Below are 14,886 nucleotides of genomic sequence, written 5' to 3'. Positions count from 1 at the left end.
ATTTAGCCTCTTCTTGTTGACGCAGTGGTTCTAAGTGCTTATCAAACCAATATAAATATTAACATCTTATACCAAATGCCGTAAATTAGGTATATGACTAATGATTTAAAAAATAAGAAAGAAATCAAAGATAATTCTAAGAAAAATCCGGAGAATGCATCGCTTCCCAATACTGATGTTATTAACCTTATTCTTAAAGAATCTAAGGCCTACACTTCGATGGAATTAGTTAATAGCTATATTTCAAAAGGAGAAAGCCTTGAAAAGCTGCCTGTTCAACCTCTTTATGTCTCTATTAAGGCCTTGCCAATTGAGGTTAAGACTCATGCCCTAAGCCTTTTATCAAAGGAGCAAAGAGAAACTTTCTACGATATTGATCTTTGGTCAAAAGACGACTTAGACATTAACGAATTCTCATCGTGGGTAAGCTCTGTTGCTAAGAGTCCAGATGATCATATTCGTTATGAGTTTATTGAATCTGATCAATTTATTCTCTTTCTAAAGGGACGCTTTAATGTATGGACTTTTGATGTTGAAGATCCTGAGTACCCTGACCACGATAATTATTTCTTAACTGAAGATAATTTACTACTTTTTGAATTTGATGAGGAAAATGAAATCGTTGATGAAGTAAGACAACTAATTCGTGATCTCTATACAAAAGTTGGAGTCGAAAAGGCCTATCAGCATCTTTTTAAAATGATCTCTGAAGATTATATGATTTATAATGAAAACCAATACCAGGCCAAGAAAGAGAGGCTTAGAGAGTATGGTTTTGTCGATTATTTTGATGCGCTAGAGGTAATGAATGCATTCCCATCAATCAGTCATATTGATTTCTTTATTAAAAAGAGAGAGCCCTTAACTGGAAATATTTCTACTCTTGGCAAGCTTCAAACTCTTCATCAGAACTCAATTATCGCTTTTGAAAAGAACTCTGGAAGTATTCATGAGGAGCTTTCTAAGGTTTCAGATGAAAAGCGTTTTAACTACCTTCATTTTAACTTTATTCGTATGCTCAATGCGAGTATGGAATATTATGGCGTTCTAAAAGATGGCCCAGTGGCCATGACAAGAATTGGAAACCAAAACCGAGAACTTGTCTTACTTGGAATGTCTTATATCAATGAACAAAGATCTTTTGATAATGAAAGTCTTTTTGATTACTTTGATTTTACAGATATATATAAAATTGGAAATTCTCTTATTCGCATCTTACAAAAAGATGTGAAAAAGGCCCTTCGTAATAATCTTATGGAGGACTCAACAGATAACTTCTTAGGTGCATCTTTTGATCTTTTCCTCGATGATTTCTTTAGTGATCTGGTTAAGTATCGTGATGATGATAACAAAATTGTCGTGGTCAATAATGCTGAGGTTTGGCGTAAACTTCAAAGTAAGTGCAACCTGTTAAGAGAGCTTATGCCTTTTATAAAAGGGTTAAAAGAAACATATCTTTCATTAAAAGATGATGGTCTATTATCTGATAATTACTATTTAAATTACGATGTGAATTCGATTGATTTTGAGGCCATTATTCTTTCTACTTTTATTAATTTTAGTTTAGAGAAATTTAAAAAAGATGACTCTCGAAAAATGGGTGTTTCCATTGAAGAATTTAAGGACTTTCTAGGAAAGTCTAAGCTTAGTGAAGGAATTTTTGATAATCCATATATTAAAGAAAAGATTGCTCTTTTTGCTCAAACCTTTGGATTGGATAAGATAGATAATATTCACGCCTATATTATGAAGATTTTACATGATCATTTATCTGGTTATGAATTCGAAAATTTACGAGATGATGAGTTCAAGCACATCGGTGGCCCTATTATTTTCAATACTTTAAGTTAAGGCTAATAGTGTTTATTAGTTTGAGCTAATGTTTTACGGGCTCTAGCGAGTGGAGCATGTAATATTTTCTCTCCCAAAAATTACGAAATAATGGCAGTATGCCTTATCAAATTGGAAGGGAGAGTAAATATGAAATTACTTATTCAATTATCGATTGTGGCATTTATAGCAACTAAACTTATGGCCGCACCAATTAAACTTGTTCACATTACAAATGATGAAGACAAGTCATACTACCATCTTGGTATTAATGTCGATGATGAAACTTTGGAGGTTGAATCTCTTTATAAGAATGAATTCGATCAAAATGGAAAAGTTATCTCAACACAGACATATACCTTACAACAGCTTCTTAAAGGAGTGACTCTGGTTGAGCGCTCTGATCGTCAAGTTGTAAAAATCAAGGCTTCAAACTTAAACCCATCGGATGGTGCCGATATCACAATTGATACTTTGTACTCAGGTATTAATGGTGAGAGAAAGCATTACGATGCCTCTGTTGAAAGAGTTGGTTCAGATTGGAAGTTTAACTTTGAATCGAGAGCTTCATCAAAGCTTCACTTTGTTTCTAATAAGAAATTTCTAATTGGAACAATTGGTATCAAAGACATCAAAAGAGTTAAATAATTATCTAAAAAACAGGCGAGCGTTTCTAGTTCGCCTGTAATATCTTTGAAAATTCTTTTAAAAATGGTGGCATATTCTTATAGCTAAGAGTGGTCATATAAATATTCATATTCTTAAGGCCTGTAATAGGTTCTGTATGAAATTTATGATTCTTAGAAAGGGTATGATCAGGTACTACAGCAATACCTACACCGTGCTTAACTAGCGCTTTTATACTTTCAAGAGAGCTAACAACGATCTTTTTTGTGGGAGCCTTCTTTGAAAGCTTGTATAAGTGGTCTAGTTCACTAAAAACAATCCACGTATACTCGTGAAGCTTCTTCTTGTTAATTTCTTCTTTTGAGATAATAACAAACTTCTCTTCAAATAATTTCAATGACGAAGTTAGGTCTGATTGAAAGCCATCAGTTGAAAAGATCATGTCATAGACACCGTCTTCAATACCTCGTCTAAGGGCCGGAGAGTCTGCTACGTGTACATATATATCGCGTTTATAATTTTGGGCATACTTTGCAAGAATTGGATTAAACCAATTTACTAGTAGTCCATCCAGGATTCCTATGTGAATTGGCTTATCTTGATTTTTTTCAAAGATTTCACCAACGTCAACTTCAAAGTGCTCTATCGACTTAAGAAGATCTTTTGCTTTTTTCGTAAGAATAACTTTCTTACTAGAGCGAATAATAAGTTCTTCATTCATCGATTCTTCTAATAGCTTTACTTGACGAGATACCGCAGATTGAGCAATTTTTAACTCTGCTGCCGCTTTTGAAAAGCTTAGGTATTTTGCCGTTAGAGTAAATGCTTTTAGATAGCGATAATCCATATTTTATCCTACTGAATTTTGCTATTGAACTTTTGGAGGAATTTTTGACTTATCTTTACGCCAAAATTTTCCTTGGAACTCATCTTGCTGCTTATTAACAACGACAAAACCTTCTTCGTCGTTAATGTAGTTAAATTGATAATCGATCTGCGTTTCACCTAAGTAGAAAGCAGTAAATGGATCAATGGCCACTTCAATATCCATTTCCTTCACAGGAACTAGAAAGTCATCATCATTTAAGTCGTGGAAACCTATTGAATATTTAAATCCTTCGCATCCTTTACCACTTATAAGAATTCTTAAGTACTTCCCTTGTAGAGTAAAGTCGTTTTCAAGCATAAGATTAAGCTGATCTTGGGCCATTTGAGTAAAACTTAATTTTGGTAGCGTTACTTGAGAGCGGTCGATATTGTACGACGCACTGCTTTGCGCTGATTTTGATTCAGTTTTCATCGGTTGTCTTCCATTAAATTGTGTTGTTAATGGCTTTTAGCAAGTAAACGAACCCTTTTCAAGAGGTTTTTGATGAAATAAATTAGAGTTATCTAACAGTTATAAAGTAAAGATAAAAGGAGCTATAGAAGTGCTTAAATATACGATTGATATTCCAAATCCACACACTCATCTCGTCAATATTAGTTTAGAAGCAGATATCAAATCTCAAGGTGTAGAAGGTGATAATTTTCGTTTCTATATGCCATCTTGGTCACCAGGCTCTTATTTAATGCGTGAGTATGCAAGGCATATTAAAGAGATAAAAGTTGAGGATTCTAAAGGTAATCGACTTTTTCACAAGCAAGTATCTAAGAATGAATGGGAAGTTCAACTTGATCATCCTGTTTTCAAGTCAGAAGTGATTAAAGACGATTCAAAGGTTCTTATTCAATATAGTGTCTATTGTCATGACTTAACGGTTAGAACATCTCACGTGGATAATACACATGCCTTCTTACATGGACCAAGTGTCTTTATTGCATTTGAAAATCAGCAAGGCCCTGCTCAAATTGAGATCAAGATTAATCCTCTTTGGACTAAAGTTACAACTGCATTAAAAGATGTATCTCCTGAGAGAACGACTTTCTTATATGAAGCAGAGAATCTTGATGAATTAATGGATTCTCCCTTTGAAATAGGCTGTCATGAAACTAATGGGTTTATGTATAAAGATAAGGAACATCACGTTGCTTTCTATGGAGATTTTGCTTCACAAAAAGATGTCTTCTCTGGACTAATGGCGGATATGGAAAAGGCCGTTCACGAGACAGCAAAGATTTTCGATGAAGATTTACCTTATGATCATTATTATTTCATCACTCATCTAACTCCTAATGGCTTTGGAGGTCTTGAGCATCTCGATTCTACAGTTCTTCAATTCTGTCCATTTGAATTGGCAAAAGAAAAAGGAAGGAAGCAATTTATTGAATTAGTTGCCCATGAATATTTTCACCTATGGAATGTTAAAAGGATTAGGCCAAAAGAGCTTGGACCTTTTGATTATAAGAATGAGAATTATACTCGTATGCACTGGCTTACTGAAGGACTAACTAGTTTTGTGGATCAGTTAGTAACTTATCGTGCAGGTTTTTATTCACCAAGTGAGTATATGGAGTGCATGAAAAAAAATATTAATAATTTTCTTTCAACACCTGGCCGTGGTTATCACTCTTTAGAAGATTCATCTTTTAATGCATGGGTAAAGCTTTATCGCGCAGGGGAGAATTTTAAAAATTCTTCAGTTAGCTATTATTTAAAAGGTGGCCTTGTATTCTTCGTCCTAAATGTTCTTATGAAAGAAGAAGGTAAGGGGATTAATGACCTAGTCCGTGCTCTATGGGCGGATTATAAGCAAAGGCCTGAGACTGGTTTAACTAAAGATGGCTTCTTTAAAATCTTATCTTCTCTTGTTTCTCAGAAAGTATGTGATGAATTTAAACTTCTAGTAGAAGGTGTTGAAGAGATTGACTTTGAATCTCATCTTAAAAAAATGGGTGTTGAGGTTGAATGGACAACTCCTAAACTTGATCTTGGTGTTAATCTTTCGGATGAAAAGGGAAGAATCAATATTAAGTCAGTAAGACAAGGAAGCTGCGGATATAAAAGTGGCCTAAATGCTGGAGATGAAATTATTGCAATTAATGCTTTAAGGGTAGATAAGAAGATCATCGATAAATTAGATGAGATGTATAGTGAAAATGATCAAATCGATCTTTTAATCGCTCGTACAGGTAAGTTGCAGACTGTAACAGTTACTCTTGGTAATGGATTAAGATCAATTAAAGAACTTAAAGTTAATGATGAAGAATTATTTAAAAAGTATTTGAGTTAATATTCCGCGAGGACAAGGATAAATTCTTTGTCCTCTACTTTTTGCTTTGTTAGTGAAAAATCAAAGGTTTCACCGTTTGGGGCCAACAAAGTCGCGTTTTCTTGAATTTCAAAATCAGTTAGAACAAGTGTTTTTTGCGATTGATCGTGAAATGGATGATAGGCCTTAAAGGCCGCTTCTTTTATGCACCAAATCTCTAGGGGAGAATAGAGTTCTAATTCCTCTTCTTTTGAAACAAAGTATTTAAAGCTTCCATCCCTTATTTTTCTTCCAACCCATTCGATATCGATGCCGATAGAACGTACGTCTTTGCTGATGCATAGCGCACAGGCTGCTAGCTCCTTGGTGTGACTTATTGATACCAACTTAGTCTCGTCATCTTCCATATGTAAGTGATTGGATATACTTAAGTTCTCTTCTTGGGTCAGCTCTTTTAGGCACCATCTGGATAAGCGGTAATCAAGCTTGTGATCCATAAGATAGTCTTTTGGAACTTCTTTTGGTGTCACATATAAAAATGTACTTCGTTTAAAATTTTTATTGCTCATCAGCATTTCTTTTGCAATTATGCATTTATCTATCAATTATTTTTGTAGCTTAAAGTTTTGGAGTTCGCAATGTTACCACCAGATGCATATGAAGCAATATTAAAAATGGTCTTTGTTTTAATGGCAGGTTGTGTTCTTTGTATGTCTAAAATCAAGGCCGAAACAATTGATTACTCTCAAAATAATCAATTCCAAGAAATTCAAATTTCTCAATAAGATTTTGTTGGCATAAATATTCATCCTTTCCTATAATATTGGTAATAATAACTCACTGCCATGGAGAGGAAGTATATGAGTGTTCAAAGTAGTCTTAATGACACTATCAATCAAGGCTTAAGTTTTTTTCGCCCTAAAGATACAGCTGGAAATTATCATAAGATATCAGATTATTTCGGTGAAAATACATTTGATATTCAAACAGCAGAAGAAATCCCTGATTCTATAAGAGAAGAAATTAACGAAGTCATTAATAGTAACGCTCAAATCACAGAGTCTCAGGCGCAGATTGTGGCAAAGGCCGTAACTGCTTGGGCCCTAAATAAAGGTGCAACTCACTTTTGCCATTGGTTTCAACCTTTAACAGGTGCAACTGCTGAAAAGCATGACGCCTTTCTTGATTACGATTATTCAACAGGCCAGCCAATAGAAGAATTATCAGCGACTCAACTTATTCAAGGTGAGCCGGATGCATCTTCTTTCCCAAATGGGGGAGCGAGATCAACTTTTGAGGCCCGTGGTTATACTGCATGGGATTTAACATCTCCAATGTTCTTAATCGGCTCTGGACAGTCAAAGACGCTTTGTATTCCAACGGCCTTTGTTTCTTATCACGGAGAAGCTCTTGATATTAAGACTCCATTACTAAGATCAAATTCAGCTCTTGGTGAAGTCGCAAAGAAATTCTTGCACTTAACTGGAGAAACTGATGTTAAGCGCGTTATCGCAACTTGTGGGGCAGAACAAGAATATTTCCTAATTGATAAGGCCTATTACTACCAAAGACGCGACCTCGTAATGACAGGACGAACTCTCTTTGGTGCTGCTTCAACAAAGAACCAACAACTAGATGATCACTACTTTGGCGCTATTAATGAAAGAGTTATGGCGTTTATGGAAGAGCTTGATTTTGAACTTCATAAATTAGGGATTCCTGCAAAGACTCGTCACAATGAAGTTGCTCCAGGACAATTTGAAATTGCTCAGATTTTTAGAGATGCAAATATCTCTGCAGATAATAATCACATGGTAATGGCGACAATTGAAAACGTGGCCAAGCGCCATGACTTTGAAGCTCTAATGCATGAAAAACCGTTTGCTGGAATCAATGGATCAGGTAAACACCTAAATTGGTCACTTGCAAGTGATACTGGAATCAACTTATTAAACCCAGGAAAAGAGCCTCACCAAAATTATCGCTTCTTAGCTTTTACTGCTGCCGTAATTACTGCGGTAGATCGCCATGCAAAATTACTAAGAGCTTCTATTGCTTCTCATAGTAACGATCATAGACTTGGTGCAAATGAAGCTCCTCCTTCTATTATTTCAGTTTTTACTGGATCAACAATTGAGAAAATTTTTAAAGCAATTAAAGAAAAATCTGACTTTGCTCCAGAGTCTCAAGAAATACTAGATCTTGGTGCTGGACAACTTGCCAAGCTTCCAAAAGATAATACGGACCGAAATCGTACTTCGCCATTTGCTTTCACTGGAAATAAGTTTGAATTTAGAGCATGTGGTTCTGATCAATCAATTGGGTTTCCACTAACGATTCTCAATGGAGCTGTGACAAGTGTTCTTGAAGAGGTTAATCATAAGCTTGAAAGCAAAATTAATGAAGGAACACCTGTTGATCAGGCCTTATTAGATGTTTGTCATGAGTTATTAAATGAGTCATGGAATGTAATTTTCAATGGTGATGGTTACTCTCAAGAATGGTTAGAAGAAGCTGAGCGTAGGGGACTACCAAATCTTAAAACAACTGCAGATTGTTTAGAGTATTTAGTTAATAAAGACGAGACTTCATTTTTAACTAAGCATGGTATTTATCGCAATTCTGAATTAGAGACTCTTTATAACGTTCACTTAGAAGCTTATATCACTAAGCGCGAAATTGAATTTAATACTCTAATTGGAATGGTTAATCAGCATGTAATCCCTGCAGCTATTCAATATAAAGAAAAACTTACGAATTCTATTCTAGCTAGTAAGTCATGTAAGGTAGAGGCAACTGTGGAAAAAGAGCTTCTAAAAGAGCTACAATTCTCTCTTGAGGGTGCATTTGAGCAAACGAGAAACCTAAAGAATGCCCTAAGTGACTTACATGAGAAAAACTCAGAAGAAGAAGCTGCTAGAAAAATTGCTTATGACTTAATGCCTGTAAGTGAATTGATTGCACAAAATTGTGCTAATCTTGAGCAGATCATTCCCGATGACATGTGGCCAGTTCCAACTTACTTTGAAATGCTTTTTTGTATTTAAGATATGTAGAAGGCCAGCTTAATGCTGGCCTTATTTTTTACTTTGAAGCGTATAATTCTTCTAATTTATCGCGTCCACCAATCAACTCCCCGTTGATAAAAATCTGAGGAACTTTTGTTTGGCCTGTGATAGCGAATAAGGCCTGATTTGAAGTATCCTTACCAAGGATTATTTCATTATACTTATGGCCTTTTTCTGTTAAAAGCTCTTTTGCACGATGACAGTGAGGACAACCTGGTCTTGTAAATAGAGCAATGGCCTCAGGTGCTTTCGCTTGCGGGTTTAAGTATTTTAACATTGTATCAGCATCAGATACTTCAAATGGGTCACCTGGCTTATCAGGTTCAATAAAAGACTTTTCTACCACACCATCATTAACCACCATTGAGTAGCGCCAAGTACGTGACCCAAAACCAATATCTGATTTATCAACAAGTAGTCCGATACCTTTTGAGAACTCACCATTACCATCAGGTAGGACGTGAATATCTTCTGCGTTTTGATCTTGTATCCAAGCATCCATTACAAAAGCATCGTTTACTGAGAGAACATAGATCTCATCAACACCTTCTTTTTTGATTGCATTGGCCAGTTCATTATAACGAGGTAGGTGTGTTGATGAACATGTTGGCGTATATGCACCAGGTAGTGAGAATACGACAACTCTCTTTCCCTTAAACACATCATCATAACTTAAATCTACCAGGCCACCATCTCTATAAACTTTAAATGATGTCTTAGGTACTTGTTTTCCATCAATACTTTCAAATGCCATGTTTTTTCTCCTAGTTATTTACTCGTTTATTGATTATTAAAACTTCTTAACGTTCAACGAATTTTATCGTTATATTCATTATCGAACGCTTTATAGTATAAATCCAGTAAATTAATATTAAGTCGCATTAGATAATATCTATCACTATTTAGTCGTAAATATATGAAATTAAGCCAGTGTTAATAATGGATAAGAAAAATCTTGCTTCGCGTCGATAAATGAACGAACATCCCTTTTAGGCTAAGAATCTGTATTGCACGTTAGTTTCCGTTTCTTTTCCTACCAAAAGTCCATTGTGGATAGTCCGCAGGGGAAATAGGGGGATGAACCGTGAACACTAAAGGTAATGCAGAGAAGAACTTGAAAACTCTACTTCTCATTTTAACATTCACAACTTTTACTAATCTAAATCATGCTTTCGCACAGACAGGGCAGGAATCTGTTCAATTTTCTAATTTCAGTGTTGATAAGTATAAGTTAGAAAGTGAGTTTTCCGATACAGATCTGGCCGACATATCGCCAATTTATAAAACGATTTATGATAATTACGAAGCAAATTACCAGTCCATTGGTGATCGATTAAGTAATGAATCAAATGGTTTCTTTGGTGGTGTCAATCTTGTGGGGTGGAGACACGCTGGAAATTTTCATGGTTTTAAAGTTATGTTTAATCGCTCAGCTGCACCTTCTCTTTTTGATGAGGATCAGTATCTTGTAAATGATGAAATGGTGATTGAAATTTCTGCCCGTAATTTCCTAAGCGCTCTTCAAGAAAAGGGGATCATTGATATAGCCCCTGGGGTTTTGAAGTCTTATAGTAATTTATCTCTTAAAAGAACAATTCGCTACAATCACTTTGCTGCAAATGCAACGGATGCACTTCAGACAAACTTTGATCGTTTATTCTTTATGTATCGTTATTTGAACCCAGAAAATTTTGATAAATTAAGTGATTACGATTTTATCAAAAAAGAAGATGCCCTTACTTTTGCTGCTGGAGCGGCAGCAACTGCTTCCTATCAAGGTATTGGTGTTGCAGCTGGTGCACTTGCTAGCTATGAAAGAAAGTCCTCTGTTGAAATACAAAGACTTGGCCCGGCAGATAATGCAAAAGAAAATGAGTTAATACGTCTTACAGCAGAAGATTCTAAGTTAATTTCAGCTGGAGCAAATATCACGCTTATGGCGGACTTTTTAAATATTGTTAAGCTTACATTATTTCGCTATGACTTTAGTTATAGTTTTGAAAAATCATATAAGGCCTATATGTCTATTTATGTTCAGGACTTACATGATAGAGAGAAGTTATCTGAGTTAAAAAATGTAACTCGTTTTGGAAAATTTAATTATTCAAAATTAGCAGATAATATAACTAGCTATGAAAATCGTAAGAAAGAATTAAAAAAGAGTAAGTACTTGGCCTTTATTATAGGTGGGGTCAAAGACTCTCAAACAGAGTCGACAGAGGTCGTAAAAGATGGAAAGGTTTATAAATTCTTTTCTCATCGCTATGAACGTCTATCGTATACACAAAACTTTTTTACTAAATTACTTAATATCGTTCTTGGTCAATTAGTTGGCTATGATCAATTAATCTCAAATGATCGAGTTGATTCTAAGGTCGTTGATATCAATTATGAATCAAATGAGGAGCTTATTAAGTCTCGTCGTGATTTTGATATCTTTAGCTCTAATGTCTATACCATGACCCTTGATCAGCAAAGCAAGGTAAATAAGGACTATAAGTGGAGTAAGAATAAAACCGAAAAAAAGATGAGAGGTCTTATTAGAGATCGCACTCAAAGTTATGGTAACTTTGCCTCTGTCTTTGAAAACTATACAGTTAAGGCACCTGCTGAGTTTTCATCTACTATGACAATTGATAATTCTAATATGGCAAACTTCTTAAATCGTAATTCATCTGAAGTTTACGATATCTTTAAAGAAGCTTGTGGTGGAAAATCAAAGAACTTTTTTAGACGCCTAAGGTCTTTTTTCAGTGCTTGTCGTCACAAGCTTTATCGTTCATATGGGACATTCTTAAAAGAGTGGTCCGTTGGAAAGTATACTTCTGAAATAAAGAGAAAGTGCGAAAGAAAGTATCGCTGGAAGTATTTCTTTAGGCCTTCAAAGCGCAGAAGAATGGTCGCAGCATGTATGGAAATTGGTTCAAAGCAGCTCTATGCAAAGTATAAGCATGAACTACCACTGTGGCGTTTTAAAGATATTGCTTACAATATTAATAATCACGTTGAAAAAGACTATCTCATTCGTCGACTATTTGGTTCTTATTCAAATAAAGGAAGTTTTAGTGCTAATTTAAATGGTTCAATACCTTATAAGAATTATTATTCTGAAGGAGAGAATAAGGAGAATATCTTTACTCAATTTCAGATTGAACAAAATCTTCGTTCACCTGCATCATTATAATTTCAATATACTTGTGTATACGCCCATAAATAATTTATGGGCGCATGTGCATATAAATCATGTTAGGATGGGCCTATGAACGATTTTTACTTATTTTTCTATCATGAAAAGCTAAAGGATCTTCTACTTGAAGAAATTAAGTTAAAGCATCCTAAGCTTAGATTAAGTTTCTCTAATAAAGAATTCATCAGTATGAAAGGCCCTTCTTCATATGAAGAACAACTAACATCAAATCCCTTAATCTTTGCACGCAGACAAGCAGTCTTTAATGAGAAGAGTCAGGAAAAACCATCTGCTGGAAAGTTTGTCGCAGTCTCAGAGAATCAATTCTGGTCTTATCGTACAATTTCTACTTCGGTCGATACATTTGATATTGAAGAGGTTGAATTAGCGCAGGAAGTTCCTGCTCGTGCTTATCATAAGATTAACCAAGCATTTACACTATTTAATATAAAGCTATCATCAGATGATCAGGTTATTGAAGTAGGGAGTGCTCCTGGTGGAATTTCATACTATGTATTAGAAAGAGGTGCTAAGCTCGTCTCAATTGATCCTGCTAAGATGGATCCAATTATTAGTGAAAAGTTTGGTGATAATTTTGAACATATTAAAAAGAGTGTCTTTGATATCACTCGAACTCAATTGCCAAAACATTGTGATTGGTTGATTTCAGATCTAAATCTAAATGGTGACTTAAATACAAATCAATCTCGACGCATTATGGACTTTTATAAAGATATTAAAGGTGGCTTTCTTACGATTAAAACACCAGTCTTAAGTGATTTAGAAAAGATTGATTTGTGGGTAAAGAACTTCTCGGATAAATATGATGTGACAGTTTTTCATTTACCATCTCATCGCAGAGAGATCGGCTTTATGATAAGGCCGCTTAATAAGTAAGATCTATTAAGCGGCCGAGATCAATTATTGATTTAATACTTCAATTGCTTTTGAAATCCATCCTGACATGTAGTTTTTAGAATCTTCTAATGTCTCTACATATTCAATATCTGCCTTAACAGGTACATTTTCTGAATTTAGTTCATAGGCTGAGTCTAAACCTAGGTCTTGTTTGTAGCTAACTTCAGATTGTCCGTAACCAAATAGCATATTAGGAATCTGAGTAGAGAATACATGAAAGCGGTCTTTAAACTGTGTATTGTATTCATCATTTGAGCGATAACCTGCCCCTGTTCCATTAGCATGTGTACCTATTAACTTAGCTCGTTTTGATCCTTTAAGAAGAATACTTGTGATATCACACGCTGAAATACAATTTGGAGAGATAAGAGCTACGATTTTTCCATTGTAACCACCAACTTCTTCATCTGCTTTAATATCTTCATTTTGTACAGCTCTAGAGTATGGACGTTCGTTATATGCTGCTTCAAAGAATGCATCTGATTGTCTTTCCCAATCCATTCCATTGATATCTTTAAATAACTCTCTTACCCCATAGTATTCTATTAATTGGCGCATATAGCGTGTTGTTGCTGTTGCCCAAGTTGCATTTGGATAAGTCTCATTCTCTTGAGTTAGCATTGAAAGTAGTTGTGCAGGGTAACCACCGTTACCACCACCATTATTTCTTATGTCTAGAATTAGGTCTAGGCCTTGATCTTTAAAATATTTAATGTTTTGTCTTAAAGCATCAAGGAAGCTTTTGCTTTGGCCATTGTTATAAACAGTCGATACCGAAAATGAATTTACAGCAAGGTAAGCATAGGCTTTAGTGTTTTTAAGTATTAAAGCTGAGTGAACAATTGGACTTCCTCCACCATTTGCAGATGTCCAGTTCTCTAGTTCAATTGCACCTTTTGGTAGTCCTGAATCGAAGCCTTTTACTTTTAGGCTAGTGTTCTTTACAAATTTTCTTTCTTTATCTGAAAAAGTAAATCTTAACTCTTTAAGCTTTAGGAAACCTTTTTGCTCAAGGTAGTATGAAATATCTTTCTTTCTAATAACTGATGTATCACCAGAGAAATAAAGTGGTAGGCGTACTTTATAAATGCTTCCGTTTTTAGCACTCTTAATTTCTGCATCAAAGAAAGGTCTCGATGGAAAGAGGAAGTATCTTTCTAATAGAAAACGTCCTGCTTGTGACTTTGCAAAACCAACACTTGATGCATCCATATATGGCATAAGGTTTTTCATGGCCTCTTTTACTGGTACACCGTCAACGCTTAGTAGCTCATCTCCAAGTTCTACTTGCTCGATAACACCTGAGCGACTTTCTAAAACTGTCTTTTGAATAACTTTCTCATACATTTGTGCAATAACAACTTTATCACTAGCTGGGATGTATTTAGTATTAAAGCCAGATACAATCCAAGGTGCAGGTATATGAGTGTTAAGTCCAAAGTGAGTATCTTGGAAAGTTGCGATGATCTTTTTAGTACGATCGTAGAAATTCATATTGCTTCTTGCTTGTGCAATTGCACCATCGACATCAGCAATTGTTTTTTCTGCTTCGATTGCCTCTTTAAATAACTTATCTCCATCAACACCGATACGCTTTTTCTTAATTTCCCAAAGAGCGTATTCTGCTTTTGTTTGCTTATAAAGATCAGTTAAGATTTCTACACGGTCTGCCTGATCGATATACCAAAATTCTTTGCCAGAAAAGGCCGTTTTATTGATTGCCTGAATATTAAAAGAAATATTGAGGATGGTTAAGATTAAGACATACTTTATCGTATTCATGGGGCTCCTTTTGTGAATGAGGGAATTTACCAATCCTTGATGTACACGTCATGACTCTTTGCGTAAATATCTGAAAGCATTACAAAAATGACTCTTTTCATATGGTGGCATGTTGACACTAATAATTGTTGTAAACAGATCTTTTTTGACGAATATGGCCAAAACTGTTGTTAGATTTTGAATAAGATTTTCATTGGCCCTTTATAAGCACCTATTTTTATAGGTATTATATGTGCACTCAAGGAAAATGGGGAAATCTTAATATTTGGATGAGATTTTACTTTTGGTTACTGCGCTTTCTAAGATGGTCCCCGGTTACATA

12 protein-coding genes are annotated in these 14,886 nt (G+C 35.1%); 7 read left to right on the top strand and 5 right to left on the bottom strand.

All coding sequences use genetic code 11. The features are described 5' to 3' along the window. Positions 1-93 precede the first annotated feature (93 nt). Together BALOs_RS08970 and BALOs_RS08965 are read left to right on the top strand one after the other, a co-directional pair. Positions 94-1,851, top strand: coding sequence for a DUF6178 family protein (locus tag BALOs_RS08970; protein ID WP_120404959.1), 1,758 nt, complete (start codon positions 94-96; stop codon positions 1,849-1,851). Positions 1,852-1,980: 129 nt separating this feature from the next. Beyond that, a complete protein-coding gene (locus BALOs_RS08965; RefSeq protein WP_120404958.1) occupies positions 1,981-2,478 on the top strand; it encodes a hypothetical protein in 498 nt (165 codons plus the stop codon). Positions 2,479-2,503: 25 nt separating this feature from the next. Here the strand turns inward: BALOs_RS08965 and BALOs_RS08960 are convergent, their stop codons facing one another. Continuing rightward, positions 2,504-3,304, bottom strand: coding sequence for a LysR family transcriptional regulator (locus BALOs_RS08960; RefSeq protein ID WP_120404957.1), 801 nt, complete (start codon positions 3,302-3,304; stop codon positions 2,504-2,506). Positions 3,305-3,325: 21 nt separating this feature from the next. Beyond that, positions 3,326-3,757, bottom strand: coding sequence for an iron-sulfur cluster assembly accessory protein (locus BALOs_RS08955; RefSeq protein WP_120404956.1), 432 nt, complete (start codon positions 3,755-3,757; stop codon positions 3,326-3,328). Positions 3,758-3,887: 130 nt separating this feature from the next. Between BALOs_RS08955 and BALOs_RS08950 the strand changes: the two genes are divergently transcribed. Further along, positions 3,888-5,630 (top strand): M61 family metallopeptidase, encoded by a 1,743-nt coding sequence (locus tag BALOs_RS08950; protein WP_120404955.1) that lies wholly within the window; start codon positions 3,888-3,890, stop codon positions 5,628-5,630. Here BALOs_RS08950 and BALOs_RS08945 read toward each other — a convergent pair. Further along, positions 5,627-6,178 (bottom strand): 4'-phosphopantetheinyl transferase superfamily protein, encoded by a 552-nt coding sequence (locus tag BALOs_RS08945; protein WP_162929630.1) that lies wholly within the window; start codon positions 6,176-6,178, stop codon positions 5,627-5,629. The two genes, BALOs_RS08950 and BALOs_RS08945, sit on opposite strands and share 4 nt — an antisense overlap. Positions 6,179-6,247: 69 nt before the next feature. Here BALOs_RS08945 and BALOs_RS15205 point away from each other — a divergent pair, with 69 nt between their 5' ends. Both BALOs_RS15205 and BALOs_RS08940 read left to right on the top strand, forming a co-directional pair. Continuing rightward, positions 6,248-6,394 carry a hypothetical protein gene (locus tag BALOs_RS15205; protein WP_162929629.1) on the top strand — a complete coding sequence of 49 codons (147 nt, stop codon included), beginning with the start codon at positions 6,248-6,250 and terminating at the stop codon, positions 6,392-6,394. A 75-nt stretch (positions 6,395-6,469) separates the two neighbouring features. Beyond that, entirely contained in the window at positions 6,470-8,656 is a 2,187-nt protein-coding gene (locus BALOs_RS08940; protein WP_162929628.1) for a glutamine synthetase III, read from the top strand. Positions 8,657-8,693: 37 nt separating this feature from the next. On the opposite strand, the gene BALOs_RS08935 is transcribed toward BALOs_RS08940, so the two are convergent. Next, the gene (locus BALOs_RS08935; protein WP_120404952.1) at positions 8,694-9,431 is read right to left on the bottom strand and encodes a glutathione peroxidase; all 738 of its coding nucleotides are present in this window, start codon (positions 9,429-9,431) and stop codon (positions 8,694-8,696) included. A 330-nt stretch (positions 9,432-9,761) separates the two neighbouring features. On the opposite strand from BALOs_RS08935, the gene BALOs_RS08930 reads away from it, so the two are divergent. Together BALOs_RS08930 and BALOs_RS08925 are read left to right on the top strand one after the other, a co-directional pair. Further along, entirely contained in the window at positions 9,762-11,861 is a 2,100-nt protein-coding gene (locus tag BALOs_RS08930; RefSeq protein ID WP_120404951.1) for a hypothetical protein, read from the top strand. A 75-nt stretch (positions 11,862-11,936) separates the two neighbouring features. Continuing rightward, a complete protein-coding gene (locus tag BALOs_RS08925) occupies positions 11,937-12,761 on the top strand; it encodes an SAM-dependent methyltransferase (protein ID WP_120404950.1) in 825 nt (274 codons plus the stop codon). Positions 12,762-12,785: 24 nt separating this feature from the next. On the opposite strand, the gene BALOs_RS08920 is transcribed toward BALOs_RS08925, so the two are convergent. After that, positions 12,786-14,564, bottom strand: a complete 1,779-nt coding sequence (locus BALOs_RS08920) for a S41 family peptidase (RefSeq protein WP_115363137.1) — start codon at positions 14,562-14,564, stop codon at positions 12,786-12,788. Between the last annotated feature and the right edge of the window lie 322 nt (positions 14,565-14,886).

It is taken from the genome of Halobacteriovorax sp. BALOs_7 (assembly GCF_003612895.1).
GTDB lineage: Bacteria > Bdellovibrionota > Bacteriovoracia > Bacteriovoracales > Bacteriovoracaceae > Halobacteriovorax_A > Halobacteriovorax_A vibrionivorans.
Note: the sequence above shows the minus strand (reverse complement) of the source record. Positions and strands in the feature narration are given on the sequence as shown.